The 19,502-nt window shown below is 46.4% G+C and carries 11 protein-coding genes and 5 tRNA genes; 2 read left to right on the top strand and 14 right to left on the bottom strand.

What is annotated here, in order from left to right:
- Positions 1 to 3: 3 nt before the first annotated feature.
- The 11 genes from oadA to recA all read right to left on the bottom strand — a co-directional run bounded on the left by oadA (position 4) and on the right by recA (position 9,105).
- A complete protein-coding gene (gene oadA / locus NAF29_RS12220; RefSeq protein WP_251261863.1) occupies positions 4 to 1,779 on the bottom strand; it encodes a sodium-extruding oxaloacetate decarboxylase subunit alpha in 1,776 nt (591 codons plus the stop codon).
- Between the two features lie 48 nt (positions 1,780 to 1,827).
- Positions 1,828 to 2,079, bottom strand: coding sequence for an OadG family protein (locus NAF29_RS12215; protein ID WP_251261861.1), 252 nt, complete (start codon positions 2,077 to 2,079; stop codon positions 1,828 to 1,830).
- Positions 2,080 to 2,623: 544 nt separating this feature from the next.
- Positions 2,624 to 2,700, bottom strand: a tRNA-Arg gene (locus tag NAF29_RS12210).
- A 62-nt stretch (positions 2,701 to 2,762) separates the two neighbouring features.
- A tRNA-Arg gene (locus NAF29_RS12205) sits at positions 2,763 to 2,839 on the bottom strand.
- Positions 2,840 to 2,908: 69 nt separating this feature from the next.
- Positions 2,909 to 2,985: transfer RNA gene (locus NAF29_RS12200), tRNA-Arg, on the bottom strand.
- Positions 2,986 to 2,995: 10 nt separating this feature from the next.
- A tRNA-Ser gene (locus NAF29_RS12195) sits at positions 2,996 to 3,086 on the bottom strand.
- Positions 3,087 to 3,255: 169 nt separating this feature from the next.
- Entirely contained in the window at positions 3,256 to 3,444 is a 189-nt protein-coding gene (csrA, locus tag NAF29_RS12190; protein WP_251261860.1) for a carbon storage regulator CsrA, read from the bottom strand.
- Positions 3,445 to 3,558: 114 nt separating this feature from the next.
- Positions 3,559 to 4,782 (bottom strand): aspartate kinase, encoded by a 1,224-nt coding sequence (locus NAF29_RS12185; RefSeq protein ID WP_251261859.1) that lies wholly within the window; start codon positions 4,780 to 4,782, stop codon positions 3,559 to 3,561.
- 32 nt (positions 4,783 to 4,814) lie between these two features.
- Positions 4,815 to 7,445 (bottom strand): alanine--tRNA ligase, encoded by a 2,631-nt coding sequence (gene alaS, locus NAF29_RS12180; RefSeq protein WP_251261858.1) that lies wholly within the window; start codon positions 7,443 to 7,445, stop codon positions 4,815 to 4,817.
- A gap of 133 nt (positions 7,446 to 7,578) precedes the next feature.
- Positions 7,579 to 8,010, bottom strand: a complete 432-nt coding sequence (locus NAF29_RS12175) for a regulatory protein RecX (RefSeq protein WP_251261857.1) — start codon at positions 8,008 to 8,010, stop codon at positions 7,579 to 7,581.
- 57 nt (positions 8,011 to 8,067) lie between these two features.
- Positions 8,068 to 9,105, bottom strand: coding sequence for a recombinase RecA (recA, locus tag NAF29_RS12170; protein WP_251261856.1), 1,038 nt, complete (start codon positions 9,103 to 9,105; stop codon positions 8,068 to 8,070).
- 332 nt (positions 9,106 to 9,437) lie between these two features.
- Between recA and mutS the strand changes: the two genes are divergently transcribed.
- Positions 9,438 to 11,966, top strand: a complete 2,529-nt coding sequence (mutS, locus tag NAF29_RS12165) for a DNA mismatch repair protein MutS (protein ID WP_251262099.1) — start codon at positions 9,438 to 9,440, stop codon at positions 11,964 to 11,966.
- Between the two features lie 162 nt (positions 11,967 to 12,128).
- On the opposite strand, the gene NAF29_RS12160 is transcribed toward mutS, so the two are convergent.
- Positions 12,129 to 14,441 carry a chondroitinase-B domain-containing protein gene (locus NAF29_RS12160; protein ID WP_251261855.1) on the bottom strand — a complete coding sequence of 771 codons (2,313 nt, stop codon included), beginning with the start codon at positions 14,439 to 14,441 and terminating at the stop codon, positions 12,129 to 12,131.
- Positions 14,442 to 14,973: 532 nt separating this feature from the next.
- On the opposite strand from NAF29_RS12160, the gene NAF29_RS12155 reads away from it, so the two are divergent.
- On the top strand, positions 14,974 to 17,565 hold the full coding sequence (locus NAF29_RS12155; protein WP_251261854.1) for an ExeM/NucH family extracellular endonuclease: 2,592 nt from the start codon (positions 14,974 to 14,976) through the stop codon (positions 17,563 to 17,565).
- Positions 17,566 to 17,628: 63 nt separating this feature from the next.
- Here NAF29_RS12155 and NAF29_RS12150 read toward each other — a convergent pair whose 3' ends face one another.
- Together NAF29_RS12150 and NAF29_RS12145 are read right to left on the bottom strand one after the other, a co-directional pair.
- On the bottom strand, positions 17,629 to 18,894 hold the full coding sequence (locus NAF29_RS12150) for a ferredoxin reductase family protein (RefSeq protein WP_251261853.1): 1,266 nt from the start codon (positions 18,892 to 18,894) through the stop codon (positions 17,629 to 17,631).
- 428 nt (positions 18,895 to 19,322) lie between these two features.
- Positions 19,323 to 19,407 (bottom strand) — tRNA-Leu (locus tag NAF29_RS12145).
- Between the last annotated feature and the right edge of the window lie 95 nt (positions 19,408 to 19,502).

Raw genomic sequence — 19,502 nt, 5'->3', positions numbered from 1 at the left:
CTATCAAGCAAGTGTTAGTAGTGCTTCGCCAACGGCGACAGCATCACCCACACTGACTGATACTTCACTGATTTGACCATCACGAGACGCACGGATTTCTGTTTCCATCTTCATCGCCTCAAGAACCAATAGTACATCCCCTGACTTAACTGTATCGCCAGCGTTCACGTTAATGGCGAAAATATTACCCGCCAAAGGTGCTTCAACCACTTCGCCAGCCGATGCTAAAGGCGCAGCGGCTGGAGCTGCCGCTGAAGCAGGAGCAATACTGCTGATTTCTCCGCCTTCAGCCACTTGCACAGTGAAGTTCTGGCCTTCAACACGCACAGTGTAAACCGATGCTTCGCCAGTTTTAGCTTTCGCTGGCGCAGACTCAACCACCTCAGGCTCTTGACCTGGAGCAGGTTCGAATGCATCAGGGTTGTTACGATTTTTCAGGAATTTCAGACCCACTTGTGGGAACAAGGCAACCGTCAACACATCATCAATTGAGTTGTCAGACAATGTAATGCCTTCACTTTTGGCTTGCTCTTGAACTGACTGAACCAAAGAGTCCAGCTCAGGCTCAAGCAAATCAGCAGGGCGACACGTAATAACTTTGTCGCCATCAAGCACCCGAGCTTGCAATTCAGCATTCACTGGAGCTGGTGCTGCGCCGTATTCGCCTTTCAGCACACCTGCCGTTTCTTTGGTGATACTCTTATAACGCTCGCCCATCATCACATTGATGACGGCCTGGGTCCCCACAATTTGCGATGTAGGTGTCACTAATGGAATGTGACCCAAATCTTCGCGAACACGAGGAATTTCTTTTAATACGTCATCAAGTTTGTCAGCTGCGTTTTGTTCTCGTAACTGGCTTTCCATGTTGGTGAGCATGCCACCAGGCACTTGCGCCAACAAAATTCGAGAATCAACGCCTTTTAGGCTTCCTTCAAACTTGGCATATTTTTTACGTACTTCACGGAAGTAAGCTGCGATCTCTTCGAGCTTCACCAGATCTAAGCCAGTATCACGGGCTTGGCCTTGCAACGCTGCAACAATAGATTCTGTGGGTGAATGGCCGTATGTCATGCTCATTGACGAAATCGCTGTATCTAAAATGTCGATACCTGCGTCAATGGCTTTCTGGTGAGTCATTAAGCTCAAACCAGTGGTAGCGTGGCAATGCAGTGCCAGAGGCACGTCTACAGCAGATTTAAGCGCTTTAATGAGGCTTTCAGCTTCATATGGCTTAAGTAAGCCCGCCATATCTTTAATGCAAATAGAGTGGCAACCCATATCTTCAAGTTCTCGCGCCAAAGAAACCCAAGTTTCTTCAGTGTGCACAGGAGATGTGGTGTAAGAAATTGTGCCTTGAGCATGAGCACCGACTTGAACAGCTGCTTTCACCGCAGTTTGGAAATTGCGAGGATCGTTCATGGCATCAAAAATTCGGAATACATCCATGCCGTTCGCATGCGCTCGTTCAACAAATTTTTCCACCACGTCATCGGCATAATGACGGTAGCCTAAAAGGTTTTGGCCACGTAACAACATTTGGTGTTTTGTATTTGGCATAGCCTGCTTAAGCAGGCGCAAGCGCTCCCATGGATCTTCGCCAAGGTAGCGAATACATGAATCAAATGTAGCGCCGCCCCATGATTCAACAGACCAATATCCGATTTTGTCCAATTGCTCAGCAATAGGAAGCATATCTTCGATACGCATACGTGTCGCAAGTAGCGATTGATGGGCATCACGCAGAACAACGTCAGTAATAGCTAGTGGTTTGCTCATAGTTGAAGTCTCGTTTTTATAAATTCAGTTAACTCGCCAATATTATTCTTATGCTTTGCCACGGTGTGCATGCACCGCTGCGGCAACAGCTGCAAGTGTTGCTGGCGCGGGCGTTGAAGCTTTGGAAGAAATTACGGGTTTGCTTTTAGGCTGGACCGGTGCGTCTGGGAAGTAACGACTAATCACAAACGACATGCAATTTACACACGCAATCAAAAACGTTAGAAAGCAAAAAACAATGACCATGCCTAACAACATGGTATTCCCTGCGTGGACCAAGATTTCAGTCAAATTGTCCATAGTCACCCCTATATTTATGTAATTATTTTACATAATCATTCATTTTATACGGATGGCAATCCATTCTGGCTTTATACCTACGAATGTCGCCTTACACCACGTATGCTCTTATTCCTAAAGCATTAAGTGGCAAGCCTTGACGCTTTCCTGAAGAGCACCAACGACCAAAAACCTGCGAATTTTACATTAATTGTCGAAACATTGCTTGTTTGTTTACAACTTTTCTTAGTGACTACTTATGCAAATCGAGCAACATCCGAAGTAATTCAGCACAATGAATCGAATCACTTGAATAGCTTAGCGGTAATAACCGCAGCGCAGCATCCTGAATGACAAATTATTTCGCAACACAAAAAAGTGATCTAGTTATCATTTTTCTATTGCCATTTTTTGCAACCATCACTGCATTGATTGGTATCAATTAAACAAAGCGCATCAAAATATTATTTGCGACAAAGAGCGTCATTGGCACAAAGAGCATAGAACAACATTGGAGATTAAAAATACACGGGGGATTGTTGGGAATGACCATTTCCGAAGGAAATGGCGGACGCGGGAGGATTCGAACCTCCGACCGCCTGGTTCGTAGCCAGGTACTCTATCCAGCTGAGCTACGCGTCCGTATATCAAGAAATCACAAATATGCAAAAGATGGGAATTTTTTTCGAAACCACTTTAAAAAGTGGCGGACGCGGGAGGATTCGAACCTCCGACCGCCTGGTTCGTAGCCAGGTACTCTATCCAGCTGAGCTACGCGTCCGTACATCGAGAAATAATCTACGACTTTTATTTGTAATGCTAGTAACTATAGCCAGTCCACTTAAAAAAGTGGCGGACGCGGGAGGATTCGAACCTCCGACCGCCTGGTTCGTAGCCAGGTACTCTATCCAGCTGAGCTACGCGTCCGTTTTGGAAATGGCGGTGAGGGAGGGATTCGAACCCTCGATACCGGATTAGGGTATACTCCCTTAGCAGGGGAGCGCCTTCAGCCACTCGGCCACCTCACCACATTTCGGAGGCGGATATTACTAGAACGAGGGATTAAGTCAAATGATTTTTGATGCTTTTTTACTAGTTGCCGACTATTTAAACAAGTGGATCAAAAGTCACCCAAAACAACAAAGCCGGCAATATGCCGGCAGTATCACTTAAAACGTATAAAAAACTCGTTAAAGCTTAATATTCGCCTTCTTCAGGACCCTTTTCGGCCTGAATGCGTCGATAAATCTCTTCACGGTGTACAGAGACTTCTTTTGGTGCATTAACACCTATTCGTACTTGGTTGCCCTTCACACCGAGGACAGTTACAGTCACATCATCGCCAATCATCAAAGTCTCACCGACTCGACGGGTTAATATCAGCATTCGCTAGCTCCTTTTATACTATTCCACTATCCGGCGCTGGGTAGATCACGATTATAGTACATGGTTCTACTCTAACGCTCGGAAAAATTTGCATTTATTGAACGACCACCAAACTTAGCCTTGTTCGTCCAACTTAAACGCACTGTGTAACGTTCTGACAGCTAATTCCAGATATTTCTCCTCAACAACTACAGAAATTTTAATTTCTGACGTTGAGATCAACTGAATGTTGATTCCTTCACTGCCTAATGATTCAAACATCGTTGATGCAACACCTGCATGGCTTTTCATACCGACACCAACAACTGAGATTTTTGCAATCTTGTCATCACCACGTACTTCACGCGCGCCGAGGTCTGCTGCGACTTGGTTCAGCACCTCTTGTGCTCGATTGTAATCACTCCGAGGGACAGTAAAGGTAAAGTCAGCAGTGTTGTCACCTACCGAGTTCTGAATAATCATATCCACGTCAATGTCGGCGCGCCCAATTGGCGACAATACGGAGCCTGCCATGTTAGGCTGATCCGGAACACCTAATATTGACAATCGAGCTTCATCTCGGTTGAACGCAATGCCAGATACTAATGGCGCTTCCATATCCTGCTCCTCAAACGTAATCAGAGTACCTTCGCCACCTTCTTCAAACGAAGATAGAACACGAAGGGGTACATTATATTTTCCAGCAAACTCGACAGAACGAATTTGCAAAACTTTGGCGCCCAAACTTGCAAGTTCAAGCATTTCTTCAAAGGTGATGGTGTCCATTTTACGCGCATTGGGCTCAACACGGGGGTCTGTGGTGTACACACCATCAACATCGGTATAAATACGGCACTCGTCAGCTTTAATAGCAGCAGCAACCGCTACGGCAGTGGTATCAGAACCACCTCGACCAAGAGTGGTGATGTTGCCAAGTTCATCTCGGCCTTGGAATCCGGCAACAACTGCAACTTTCCCGCTGTTCAACACGTCCATCACTGCATCTTGAGCAATATCAGTAATACGTGCTTTGCTGTGCTTGCTATCTGTAGTGATCTGAACTTGGTCACCAGTCATTGAACACGCTGGTACACCAATAGCCATCAGAGCCATCGACAATAACGCAATCGTCACTTGCTCCCCCGTCGACAGCAGTACATCCAGCTCTCGGTTAACGGGTTGGTCATTAATGGCCTTCGCAAGACCCACCAAGCGATTGGTCTCACCACTCATAGCGGACACAACCACAACCACTTGATGTCCTTCATCACGATAGCGCTTCAGTCGCTCTGCGACCGCTTGAATTCGCTCTACGGTACCTACAGAGGTACCACCGAACTTAAGGACGTATAACGCCATATCTAATACTCCATCTCATCTTATCGAGTTGCTTAACCCAAACGCTCCTGCAACCAAGGCGTCACTGACTCTAAGGCTGCTGGTAATGCATTCACATCACTACCGCCAGCTTGGGCCATATCTGGACGTCCACCGCCCTTCCCTCCCACTTGCTGTGCAACCATGTTAACCAACTCACCGGCTTTTACTTTGCCCGTCACTTCTTTAGCGACGCCTGTGATGAGCGATATTTTGTTGTCATTCACGGCCGACAACACAATCACACATGCGCCTAGTTTGGACTTAAGCTCATCCATCGTGCTACGTAATGATTTGCCATCAACACCTTCAAGGTTGGCAACCAAGACCTTTATGCCCGAAATATCAATTGCTTGCTCTGCAAGTTCACTACCGGCAGCTGCACTTAATTTGGCATTGAGTCTCTCAACTTCTTTTTCCAACCAGCGCTGACGTTCTGCTAATTGGCGAACTTTATCTTTGGCGTTGGTTGAATCACCTTTCACATAGCCACTAACCTCAAGTAAGGTGTCAGCAATATCGTACAAATGATTCCAAGCATGGGCGCCAGTAACGGCTTCGATACGACGCACTCCCGCAGCAATGCCACCTTCTGATGTGATTTTGAATGTTCCCAAATCACCTGTACGGTCTACGTGAATACCACCACATAGTTCAGTAGAAAATTCTCCCATAGAAACAACGCGAACTTCATCATCATACTTCTCACCAAACAGAGCCATGGCACCGGCTTGCTTGGCCGTATCTAAATCCATCAGTTCTGTGCCAACGGCAACGTTGCGGCGGATTTCCTCGTTTACCAATTGCTCGATGTGACGAGTGGTGGACAAACTAATAGGTTCGAAATGGCTGAAATCAAAACGCAAACGGTCGGGCCCGACTTGCGAGCCTTTTTGCTGAACATGGTCGCCAAGAACTTTGCGCAATGCCGCGTGTAACAAATGAGTGGCCGTGTGATTTAAGCGAATCGATTGACGACGAACTTCATCAACTTGTGCAGTTAATTCTTCGCCCACATGAATTTCGCCGTGCGCAACATAACCCATATGAACAATTGCTTCACCCGACTTTTGCGTGTCAGTCACCGTGAACGCGCCATCCCCCATAATGAGTTCGCCGGTGTCGCCGGTTTGCCCGCCGCTTTCGGCATAGAACGATGAGCGGTCTAACACCACCTGACCATTTTGGCCGTTGGTCAGTTGCTGAATAGACTCACCCTCTTGATTGAAGATGGCAGTCACTGTCGCGAGGTTTGAAACACCATCATAGCCCTCGAACTCCGACTTCTCTTCAATCACAACGCCCTGATTGTAATCAACACCAAATTGGTTCGCTTTTTTCGCGCGTTGGCGCTGCGCTTCCATCGCTTTGTCGAAACCTTCTTGGTCAATTTCGAGTTCGCGTTCACGCGCAATATCAGCCGTCAAGTCAGCCGGAAAACCGTATGTATCATAGAGTTTGAATACTGTTTCACCTGGGATTATTTTACCGTTCAGGTTTTCCAATTCAGCGTCAAGCAATGTTAAACCGCGATCCAGCGTTCGTAAAAACTGCTCTTCTTCAACCTGAAGTACACGCTCAATGACTGGCATTTGTTGGTGCAATTCAGCAAAAGCTGACCCCATTTCAAGCGCCAATGCCGATCCTAGCCGGAAGAAAAATGGCTTGCTTGCGCCTAATTTATTGCCGTGTCTTACCGCGCGTCGGATAATTCGGCGTAATACATAGCCGCGGCCTTCGTTCGACGGCATAACTCCGTCGGTGATTAAGAACGCACATGAACGGATGTGGTCGGCAATCACTCGCAAGGATTTATTTTCCAGATCCTTAACGTCTAATATCGTGGCAGCCGCCTTAATGAGATTTTGGAAAATATCGATTTCGTAGTTGCTGTGCACGTCTTGCAGAATTGCAGCAATACGCTCTAAACCCATGCCAGTATCAACAGAAGGCTTAGGCAAAGGCTGCATCTCGCCACTCGCTTGGCGATTGAACTGCATAAATACTAGGTTCCAGATTTCGATGAAACGGTCACCGTCTTCTTCTGGCGAGCCTGGAGGCCCCCCCCAAATGTGCTCACCATGATCATAAAAAATCTCAGAACACGGGCCACAAGGGCCGGTGTCGCCCATTTGCCAAAAGTTATCTGATTCATATGGTTTCTCTGGCGATTTGTCGCCAATACGGATAATGCGGTCTTTGGGGACGCCAATCTGCTTTTCCCAGATACCGAATGCTTCGTCATCAGTTGCATAAACAGTTACCAACAGGCGCTCTTTCGGTAACTTTAATACTTCTGTTAAAAACTGCCATGCGTAGTGGATCGCTTCTTTCTTGAAGTAATCACCAAAACTAAAGTTGCCTAGCATTTCGAAAAACGTGTGATGGCGAGCCGTGTAACCAACGTTTTCTAAATCGTTATGTTTGCCGCCAGCACGGACGCAGCGTTGCGATGATGTGGCTCGAGTGTAGTTGCGCTTTTCAGTACCAAGAAAGGTATCTTTGAACTGATTCATACCAGCATTAGTGAACAAAAGCGTTGGGTCGTCGTGTGGCACCAAAGAGCTTGATGGTACGATTTGGTGACCTTGCTTGCGGAAGAATTCTAAGAATGCTTCGCGAAGATCTGCGCTGGACATGTGCATGCGTCGTTCCCGAAATAGTTGAAACTTGTGAGCACTGCCCTTCAATAAAAGCGCAATACCCGAAAAAAGACTGCGTATTATACGCAACGCTCGAACAAAGTTTCTACTGTATAATCTCGCCGACTATGAATTTTTATTCGTCATTGCATGCATAGCGTATCTGTTCAGAGGTAAATCCTCGGTTAAACAAATAACGTTGTTGCTTTTGCCGCAGCTTAGATTCTGACGCTGGCATGTGGCCAAAATGCTTAATACGCTGATTCTTTGCGGATTCAAACCAGTCATGCTCATCATCACACAGCGCTCGAAAACCTGCCTCTACATCTAACTCCGAGACGTCTTTCATCAGCAATTCTTGGCGAATTCGGCTTGGCCCGTAGCCCTTACCGGCCTTAATCCGAACATAACTCTCGGCAAAGCGAGTTTCACACAGCCAACGTTCGTTCTCACAGCGGTTTAATGCTTGAACAGCAACAGTTTGAGGAAAACCACGTTGATGTAGTTTTGTAAGAAGTTCGCGCCGACAATGATCTCGGCGCGATAATAGATCAACGGCGGTTTTCACCGCCTGTTGCAAATCAGGAACTGAAGCCTGTTTAGGAATCAATGTAACGTAAAGTGTTTACAAAGCTGGCTCTTGCTCGTCTTCAACCAAGTCTTCTTCTGGTACAGCTTTCACCAACAAACGATCACGCACAAGTTTCTCAATTTCTTGCGCAATCTCTACGTGCTCTTTTAAGTACTTCACACAGTTAGCTTTACCTTGGCCAATACGATTGCCATTGTAGCTATACCAAGCTCCTGACTTTTCGACCAATTTCTCTTTCACGCCCAAGTCGAGCAGCTCTGCTTCTTTACTGATACCTTGGCCATACATAATCTGGAAGTGGGCTTCTTTAAATGGCGGAGCAACCTTATTCTTCACAACTTTAACGCGAGTTTCGTTACCGACCACCTCGTCACCATCTTTAATTGCACCAATGCGGCGAATATCAAGACGAACCGATGAGTAGAACTTAAGCGCATTACCACCCGTTGTGGTTTCAGGGTTTCCGAACATAACCCCAATCTTCATACGAATCTGGTTAATGAAGATCACCATACAATTAGTTTTCTTGATATTACCCGTTAGTTTACGAAGCGCTTGCGACATCAAACGCGCTTGCAACCCTACGTGTGAATCACCCATATCGCCTTCAATTTCGGCTTTAGGTGTCAGTGCTGCAACAGAATCGACCACGATGAGTTCAACGGCGTTTGAGCGCACTAACATGTCACAAATTTCGAGTGCTTGCTCACCGGTGTCAGGCTGAGAAACCAGAAGATCATCTACGTTCACACCCAACTTTTCAGCATAAATAGGGTCGAGCGCATGCTCTGCATCAACAAAGGCACATGTTTTACCTTGTTTCTGCGCTTCAGCAATGGCTTGCAAGGTTAACGTGGTTTTACCGCTGGACTCTGGACCGTAGATTTCAACGATACGACCATAAGGCAAACCTCCGATACCCAAGGCAATATCCAAGGTAAGCGAGCCCGTAGGGACACTATCAATTTCCATCACTTTGCTATCGCCTAAGCGCATAATTGAACCCTTACCAAATTGGCGTTCAATCTGTCCTAAAGCGGCATCAAGAGCTTTTTGTTTATTAGTATCCATTACTCGGTTTCTCCGGGTGAGCCGCTCGGCGGCAAATCATGTCTTTAACGTTGGAATCAGTATACTGTTCATTCATACAGTATCAACCCCTGTATAAAATAATTTTTAAACTATGGCGCTAACTCTCTATTTTCGTTCTGAAAGATATTTGGCGACCGAGCCGATCTTTATGCCACAAAACGTGTACGTTGTTTTATTCACTTGGTACCATTTGAAGGTTAATTATTCTGCTGATAAGCGCCTGACGATGGTTGGGCGCAGTGCAATGCCTGAGGCCTTTTGTGACAACGACTACTGCCACCGCTGAACTTGATTTATCGTCCCACACCCCCATGATGCAACAATTTTTGCGCATTAAAGCTCAGCACCCCACGGTTTTACTGTTTTATCGTATGGGAGATTTTTACGAGCTGTTTTTCGACGATGCTAAAAAAGCCTCAGAGCTACTGGATATCTCACTCACCAAACGCGGCAAAACCGGTGGCAACGCGATTCCGATGGCGGGTGTGCCGTATCATGCTGTTGAAGGATATTTGGCTCGTTTAGTACAACTGGGCGAATCAGTGGCTATTTGTGAGCAGATTGGCGACCCAGCCACCAGTAAAGGGCCTGTGGAACGACAAGTTACTCGTATTGTTACGCCCGGCACGGTGAGCGATGAAGCCTTGCTTCAGGAACGTTCTGACAACTTATTGGGCGCGGTGTCGTTTCATTCCGGCAAATTTGGTTATGCCACATTGGATATTAGCAGTGGCCGCTTTCAGGTCATGGAGCTAAATGATCACGACGCTTTTCTCACTCAATTACAACGCACTCAACCCGCTGAATTGCTATATTCCGAAGATTTTCCCTATGTCGCGCTATTACAACAGCAAACAGGCTTACGAAAACGGCCCGTGTGGGAGTTTGAATTAGAGACTTGCCGCGATTTATTGTGCCGGCAATTCAAAGTTCACTCGCTCGATGCCTTTGAAGTTGAAAACATGCCCGTAGGTCTATCTTCGGCAGGCTGCGTGTTGCAGTACATCAAAGACACCCAGCGAACGTCATTGCCGCACATCAGAAGTATTCATCCGGTGGATCAAAACGATACGATCCAGCTGGATGCAGCCACACGAAAAAATTTGGAGATTACCCAAAGCCTATCCGGCGACACCGCCACCTGCCTTTCTGCGGTATTAGATAAAGCCGCCACCGCAATGGGAAGCCGGCTGCTAAAACGCTGGCTTCATCAACCATTGCGGAACCAACAAGTATTGACTCAGCGTCAGCAAGCCATCCAAGAGATTATTGACGAAGGCTACGGGGACGATCTTAACGCTGTGTTGCGACACATAGGGGATGTGGAACGAATTTTAGCCCGCGTTGCTTTACGCACCGCCCGCCCCCGCGATTTCGCCCGGCTTAGAGCATCACTGCAACAGCTAACCGATATTCAAACTATTCTAGCCGCACCGACGAGCAGTAAACTGACCGCGGTTCAAAGTGCAACCAAGCCACAAGATGCCATTCAACAACTACTTGAATCAGCTATTGTTGAAAACCCTCCCGTGGTCATTCGAGATGGAGGTGTATTGCTTGAAGGGTACGATGCTGAGCTGGATAAACTGCGCGCCTTAAGTGCAAACGCATCTGGTTATCTGACGGAGCTCGAAGAACGCGAACGCGAGCGAACCGGTATACCCAGCTTAAAAGTGGGCTACAACAAAGTTCACGGCTTCTTTATTGAAGTGAGTCGCAGCTACGGCGATTTAGTACCCGCGAATTATATTCGACGCCAAACACTTAAAAATAACGAGCGTTTTATTCTGCCAGAATTAAAAGAATACGAAGACGAAGTGCTCACTAGCCAAAGCCGAGCTCTGGCATTGGAAAAGCGCCTATATGAAGAGTTGTTTGACCATCTCATGCCACATTTAGAGCCATTACAAGAAATGGCTCTGGCAATTGCAGAGCTGGATGTATGCCAAAATTTAGCTGAACGTGCAATAAGCCTTAATTACTGTTGTCCAGTACTGACCGATAAGCCCGGCCTCCAAATTGAAAGCGGACGTCACCCCGTAGTCGAGCAGCTCTCTGGCGATCCATTTATTGCCAACCCGCTTTACATGAATAGCGAACGAAGAATGCTGCTGGTAACCGGCCCCAATATGGGCGGTAAATCCACATACATGCGACAAGCAGCTCTCATTGTATTGATGGCGCACATCGGCAGCTTTGTTCCTGCAGAATCTGCTCAGATTGGCCCAATCGATCGAATATTTACGCGTATTGGCGCGTCTGACGACCTGGCCAGTGGCCGGTCAACGTTCATGGTTGAAATGACAGAAACGGCCACCATTCTCAATCACGCAACACCTAACAGTTTGGTATTGATGGATGAGATTGGGCGCGGCACAAGTACCTATGACGGCCTGTCTTTAGCATGGGCATGTGCCGAGCAGCTGGCCCTAAAAATTAAAGCCTACACACTGTTTGCCACGCACTACTTTGAATTAACACTTTTGCCGCAACAACATCCGAGCATGGTCAACGTGCACTTAGATGCCATTGAGCATGACGACGGAATTGCCTTTATGCATGCTGTTCAAGAGGGGCCCGCGAGCAAGAGTTACGGCATTCAGGTTGCCCAATTAGCCGGGGTGCCTGCAGCGGTATTAAAACGAGCCAAACACAAATTAAAGGAGTTAGAACAGCTCCCTACACTATTGGATCATGCACCTCAGCAACCTGCTGAAATTCAACTGTCGATGCTGCCTGAGCCTTCTCCTATCCTAGACGAGTTAGAAGTGTTACGTGTCGACGACCTCAGCCCACGTCAAGCTTTGGATTTGCTATACCGCTGGAAAAACACGTTGTAAGTGGCATAACTCCTACATGGGCAAGCCCTGCACAGCAAGATGTGTTGCCCGCGCTGCGAGAAAGCGTTCAAGTAACACTGGCATAAAAAAAGCCAACTTATACAAAGTTGGCTAAACAGAGGTAGAGTGAGCGCAACACCATGCGCTCAAGGGAGCGGAAAACTAATTCGCCGTCCAAGTAGAACCGGGGCCCACTTGTTCTTCAGTAATAAGCATCAAGCTTGATGTATCGGCACCAATTCCAGCATCAGCACCTTGACCACTGGCTAAACCAGCTGCATCACGCACAATATCGGCCATATCTAACATGTCATCGGCACCAATATTGCCATCCGTTTGGCCCTTACCATTGAAATCAAAGTCTGTTGAATCAGACAGTTCATCGGCATAGAAGTGGTTGTTGCTGTAGTCCGAACCTGATTTCAGCGAACACGGTTCAGCCACAAAGTCCTTGAATGGTGCAGCTTCAGATTCAGCACCATTTGCGTTAGCAGCTTCATTAGCGATGAGGTTATTACTCACTAATACCAAGGGATCTAAGTTCATACAATCTTTGTCATCAAAGTTTAAACCATGCTTGGCATTGACGATCGTGTTGCCTTCAATTGTCACCGTCAAATCTTCCACTCCCGCATCGATAATGAAACCATTGCCTTTAGAGGTCGATAGGTCGATTGAATCTGAATTCATCACGAGCGCCCCATAAGCCCCGTCATCTTCAGATACGTTTTCAATGTAATTGTTTGAAATCGTATGACCCATTGGGGTGAAGAAGATCCCACCTTCTTTGTCTTCAGTCCCCAACGGAATAATCACGTTGTTAGTCACCACATTGCCCGAGCCATCCTCAACAGCAATCATGCCGGTGCTATTGACGATAGTATTAGCGTGAATCAGCGCATTTGAGGTTTGTACTCGCATCATACGTTTGGCAACGTTGATGTTGTCAAAACGGTTGTACTGAACCTTATGGCCAGCCTGTCCGATGGAATCGAGACCTGTTGAACGGCCCAAGTTGATGACAGAGGCAGAACTGTCAGAGGAAGAATCTTCCTGTTCCATATCTTTGAAAAGATTGTACTGCACCGTGAGGCGCTCTTGTTCACCAACGGTTTCATTGCTGTAAACTGACAAGGCACCGTTCTTTAAGGAGACATTGCGGCCCTCAAACAAGTTGCGTTCAACCAGGTTATCATTGCCTTTCATTCCCAAAAACACATATTCAGTGGTTGCGATATCGCCCGAGAATGTCGTGTTACGAACAACAGCATTGTCAGCTTCAACAAACAATGTTGTATTGCCGTTGCTATCGCAGGTGCCGCCTGAAATGAAGTTAGTTTCGGAAAAGTGTAAGCCATCGACCACTGCGCCATCACCATTAATCACGATGCATGTTTCGCCGCTAATCGTAGCTGTGCTGAGCTCTGTTTGAGTCAGGGTTGCCGCAACACTTAAGGTTTTTTCCGTCATGCCTGCAAACGTACCGTTGCCTAGAGCAATCCAATCACCATCAACCGCACCAGCCAACGCTAACTCTAAGCTTGCCTCGTCTGTTGCAATAACGCTATAGACCCGCTCTTCAACAGCGGCATTCACGTCATCAGCATATCCATCATCGTCGATATAAATTGCGTTCACTGACAGCACTTTGCCTAAATCAGATGCCGCTGCGGTATAAGTCATTCCGGTGGCCCCCGAAATATCAACATCATCCGCTTTCCATTGGTAGTTGATGCCAGCTGTGGTGCCATTTCCGTCGAGGACCAATGCAGTGAGTACATCGCCCATCACAATATTGGATGTTTTATCGATACTCACAGAGCCTGGATCATCAACATCGGGCGGAACAATAGGAGCTGGTGCAACAGCGACTGTAGCAGCAGATATGACTGACTCATCATACTCATTGTTATCAACATAGGCTGCAGACACCGTCACCAACGCTCCTATTTGCGTATCGGTGAGCAAAAATGTCATCGAGGTTGCATCTGCAATGGCTACATCGTCAGCCATCCACTGATACGCAATTGCAGAGCCACTGGTACCGTTAGCATCTGTAACGTTCGCCGTCAGTTGCTCACCGGATTCCAACACACCTGAAATATCAACAGTGCCTTCCACATTGTCTGGAACAATGTCGGTGACTTCGGCTGAGGTTGCCGTTACATTCTCGGAATAGCCATCGTCATCGGTATACCGCACACGAACTGAAATATCTTTGCCAATTTCTTCCGTCGTCAGCACATAGGTACTGCCAGTCACGGTAGAAAGCCATTCACCGCTTGCGGTCCATTCGTACGCGAACGACGAGCCGCTTGTTCCATTTCCATCAGAGACTGTGGCCGTTAATGTTTGACCCACAACTGTGTCACCCGTCAGTGCAACTGCACCACTCGAATTAGCGGTGCTATTGCTGCCACCACACCCACTCAAAGCAAGAGCTACTGCAGACAAGGCAAATACCTTAGCGTTCATAATTTTTTCCCCGGATATTTCTATTTATAATCATGGATACCTGAACGTCTTGGCACGGTGAAGCTAGCATTGTGTATGACAGCTAACGTGCATCACTCAACATATTTCTTTGCAAAACGTCATAGTCCAACAAACTGAACCCACATTACAAACCTGTCAAACCAATTAAGCTATCCAATTTAAAAAATGTGATAACAGTCTATTTACTTGTTCGATTCAATGTCTCGCTCAAAAAGTTCGACTCTCAACCGAATTAAGAAGAGTAAAGCCTAATTTTACTAAGCTTTTATCGCATTAAAATTATCGTCGAGGGAGATAGGCAGGATTTTAAGAAACCAAAATTGGCCTTACCAATAAAGAAGAGAATTTTAAATCCTGAGTCCATTAAAACTGTGGTTTGTCGCTTCACTGCGCACAGATCAACCACTGCGTCACATTTTTAAAACAACACCGTCATCTTTTCGCCACCAAATAACAACAAACAAACGCTAGGTTGGTGCAGAAAAATTTAATCCTATTCAAGGCAATCGTTATGACACCCAGACATTTAATCGCGGGCGCAATTGCAGCTTTTGTTGCGCAACCCGCTATCGGCAACGTACTTATCTCTGAGTACATCGAAGGCGCAAGCTATGATAAAGCCATCGAACTCTACAATTCAGGAACCGAAAATGTTGATTTATCGGATTACCAAATCAACGTTTATTTCAACGGTAAAACGTCCATAGGCACTCGCATCAACTTCTCTGGAGACCTAGCCCCCAATAGCACTTTTTTATTCGCCGAAACCCGTGCAGCGTTTGCCGACCAAGCGCATCAAACATCAGGTGCAAGCCTGTTCAACGGTGATGACGCGGTAGTACTAGTCAAAGGTGACGTTGTGGTTGATTCAATTGGGCAAATTGGTTTTGATCCCGGCTCGCGTTGGGGCTCATCTCCCACCAGCACGCAAAACAATGGACTGCGTAAAATCGCGACGACCACCGACACCAACCCATACGACGAATTTGAACCCAGCGAACAATGGCAAGGCTTTGATGATGGCGACTTTTCAGATTTGTTAGCATTCAATGGCACCCATAATGGTGGCGATAATGGCGGTGACAATGGAGGTGACAATGGAGGTGACGGCGGCGGAAACGGTGGTGAAGAACCTCCAACGCAACTCGCTTGTGATGCCACAAGCCAACCCATTGGAGCCATTCAAGGAGGTGGCTTTGAATCCCCATTTGAAGGTCAGAGTGTTGAGATACAAGGGGTAGTAACGTCTATTGTTTCTGCTCAAAAAGGGTTCTATCTCCAAGACCAAGGTGATGGCAATATAGCGACATCTGATGGTGTATTTGTGTACTTAGGTAATACAACTTACACATTAAATGAAGGTGATGAAGTCCGCCTTTCTGCCACTCCAGAAGAATATTTTAGCAATACCCAACTCTCAGATGTCTCGGACCTTGTTGTATGTGGTGACGGCACAGTCCCTTTGCCAACTCCGGTCAGTCTGCCTATCTCAGACTTGGCTGACTTGGAACGAGTAGAAGGTATGCGTGTGACTCTGTCTAATTTAATTGTCAACGATGTATACAACTTAGGGCGCTACGGAGAAGTCCTGTTGGCAAACGGTCGACGCAGTATTCCCACACAAATTGCCATGCCAGGCGATGACGCGATGCAAATCGCGCAAGCCAATGCATTGAACAAGATCCTGCTCGACGATGCAAGTCCCCAGCAAAACCCTGCTGTTATACCTTTTCCTGCACCGGGACTGAGCGCCTCGAATACCTTACGTATAGGCGACACGCTCTCTAACGCAACGGGTGTGCTGTACTACAGCTTCAATGAGTATCGGGTTTACCCCACTGTTGCACCATCATTTGTTGAAACGAACCCTCGAATGGCTGCGCCTGAAATATTCACCGAAGGCAATGTACGTGTGGCCAGTTTTAATGTGTTGAACTTCTTCAATGGCGATGGTCAAGGCAATGGTTTCCCGACTTCGCGTGGCGCCCGGACGCCAGATGAGCTTGAGCGACAAACCGCAAAAATCATTGAAGCTTTAGCGGCCATTGACGCCGACGTTGTTGGTTTAATGGAAATTGAAAATGACGGTTTTGGCGAATTGTCAGCCATAGCAGAGCTGACCTCGGCTCTTTCCACTGCAAGTGGACAGCCTTGGGGCTTTATTGAAAGTGCCGGCCCACTGGGCACAGATGAAATATCAGTCGGGCTTTTGTACCGAACTGATATAATTTCGCCAAAAGGCGCAGTTCAAGTATTGAATTCAAACAACTCACCATTGGATGACTCTGAGCAACCACTATTTAACGATCAAAAAAACCGACCAGCAATGGCTCAACGCTTTGCCTTAGAAAATGGTCAAGAGTTCGTAGCCATAGTGAACCACTTAAAATCTAAAGGTTCATCATGTGGTGCAGGTGATGATGACGAAACATTGGGAGGCCAAGGCAATTGTAACCTCACGCGCACCAGAGCCGCACAAGCGATTGCGATGTGGACACAAGACATATTCGCAAATGATGCCGTGTTAATCATGGGCGACCTCAACGCTTATGCCAAAGAGCAACCACTTCAAACCTTAGAAGCCGCTGGCTACGTGAAATTGTCCGACCACTTAAATAAGTCGAGCTCATATAGTTATGTATTTAAGGGAGAAACTGGCCAGCTCGATCATGCTCTCGCAAACGAAAAACTCGCCAAGGCGGCGGTTGACATTACGGAATGGCACATCAACACAGATGAACCAAGCGCTCTTGGTTACTCTCGCCAATACAAGACAGACTCTCAACAAGTTTCTTTATACGCGGCAGATGCATTCCGTTCATCAGATCATGATCCAATTGTAATGGAGTTTGATTTGCAGGCCAGTGATACACCGCCTCAAGCCAATATATTCATTTGGGATCTAGGCTTTTCCGTTGCCATTATTTCAATGTCATATGATGCAGAAACACCTCGCTTGGCACATCAGTGGCAGATTAACGGTAGAAATGCAGGCTCTTTCCCTATCGTCTGGAAACGCGTATCACCTTCTCAGAAGTTGAATGTGAAGCTGACGGTGACGGACTCTGCGGGCCAAACAGAATCTGCAACTCAACAACGATAAGGGCAAAATAGACACATTAAACAAGGCTGCAATTGCAGCCTTGTTTAATGGTGTTAAAAACGACTACCGAAACGTAAACATCTCATGACGAATTGCGGTTTCAGGCACACCGTGCTTATCCATCAGTTTTTGCGTAGCTGAAAGCAAACTCTTAGGGCCACAAAAACATACGTCAATACCGTCAGCTCCATTTAACTCAACAATGCGTTTTAAATTATGACTCATATTAGACTCATCAATACGCGTACTCAGTGGATAGAAACGCACCCCTGCCACATCACACATCGCTTGCAAATCCTTTACTTTGGGAAACTCATGGCCTTCGTTATAGAAATAATAAAAGTCTACATCGTGAAAATTCCCTGCTTCCACGTCTTTCATCCAAGCGATAAATGGGGTCACACCCACGCCACCTGCAACCCAGATTTCATGCTTACCTTCATTACCGCGCTGAAAATTCCCGTAAGGCCCGTAGATGTCAGCTGTTAGCCCTGCTTTTACGGACTTTGTTAAGCGCTCTGTATAATCCCCCAACGATCGAATCACAAAAGAAACCTGCCCATCAAACCGGTTGGATTCCGCAATAGTAAAAGGGTGCGGCTCTCTCAGCTCTTTCTGCCTAAACGATAAAAAGGCAAATTGGCCAGGTTCAAACTCCAGCGCATCTTCAATGGGCAGTAATGTGATTTCAACCGAGCCATCACGCTGCTGGATTTTGGACACCTCATAATATTTGTGATTGGCAACAAGAGCATACAAAAACCATTTATAGAGAATAGATAGAAAGCCCAAAAGACTCATGGCTAATAGCCAGTACCCCATTGGCGATGATAATTCAAATGGCACTTTAACCGTCAACCAATGGATGATGATCACCACAAATGCAATCCCCGACAGCCGATGCCAGCCATACCACTCGCTGTATTTGATATTTCGGTTCAACGCTAACAAGACTACGAACATCAAGGCAATAAAGCTAAACTGGCGAATAAAACGCGCCACAGGTTTACTAATTTCAAGCAAAGCGGTCACATCCCAGCTGCCGCCATGTGCTTTAAACAACAGGTGTAAACTGGCAAAAACGAGAGCAAAAATACCAAACCATTTGTGAGATTCGTATACGCGGTCAAGCCCCCCCCAGAAACGCTCCAACACACGCCACCGGCTGGCCAAAATGCAACTCATCGCCATCAGCGAAAAGCTACAAATAGCTGACGAGAAGCTCAAGAAGTGAAAACTAAACCAATAGGATGCAGGAATTTCGATCATGGTAAGAGTGATGCACATGAGAACAATAAAACCAATAATGTACCGCGAGATATTTAACATGCTAATTCCTACAGCAATGAGAGAAAGGCACGGTGTTCATGGTGACGAAAGCAACACCAGACAGCCCTTAAAATTTTAAAAAGTGGATAAAATCAATATAGTCAAAGTTTTAGCGAACAACCGCATACTACCAAACTAACCATCCATAACTATGACCTAGGCACGGTTCAGCAGTAAATCCACAGCATGTTATAACCAGCTATTTTAAATCGGTTTATTACTTTAAGAAGGGGTAAAAACTTGCTAACCAGGTTAAATTTAAACAGTAAAGCTGAACGAGGTTAGCATTTGCTAATCACTCAGATTGAACATGTGGAATTGCGCTGTATTTATGAATCCATTTACGAAATACAGAAACGTTTACTGAAGGGTTCAGGAACGCTAGCCAAACAAAAAAGCCCTGTTCATTTGAACAGGGCTTTTAATGTTGGTACCTGAGGACGGACTTGAACCGTCACTTCCGAAGAAACCAGATTTTGAATCTAGCGTGTCTACCAATTCCACCACTCAGGCTTAAATTGTCAATACTCAGTATCGAAGTGCGCCCTTCAACTAGGCCACACATATTAAGCTGTACAACCGAGAATCATGCTTTAAAACGTTTTGGT

It is taken from the genome of Echinimonas agarilytica (assembly GCF_023703465.1).
Lineage (GTDB): Bacteria > Pseudomonadota > Gammaproteobacteria > Enterobacterales > Neiellaceae > Echinimonas > Echinimonas agarilytica.
This window is presented reverse-complemented; position numbering and strand designations above follow the sequence as displayed.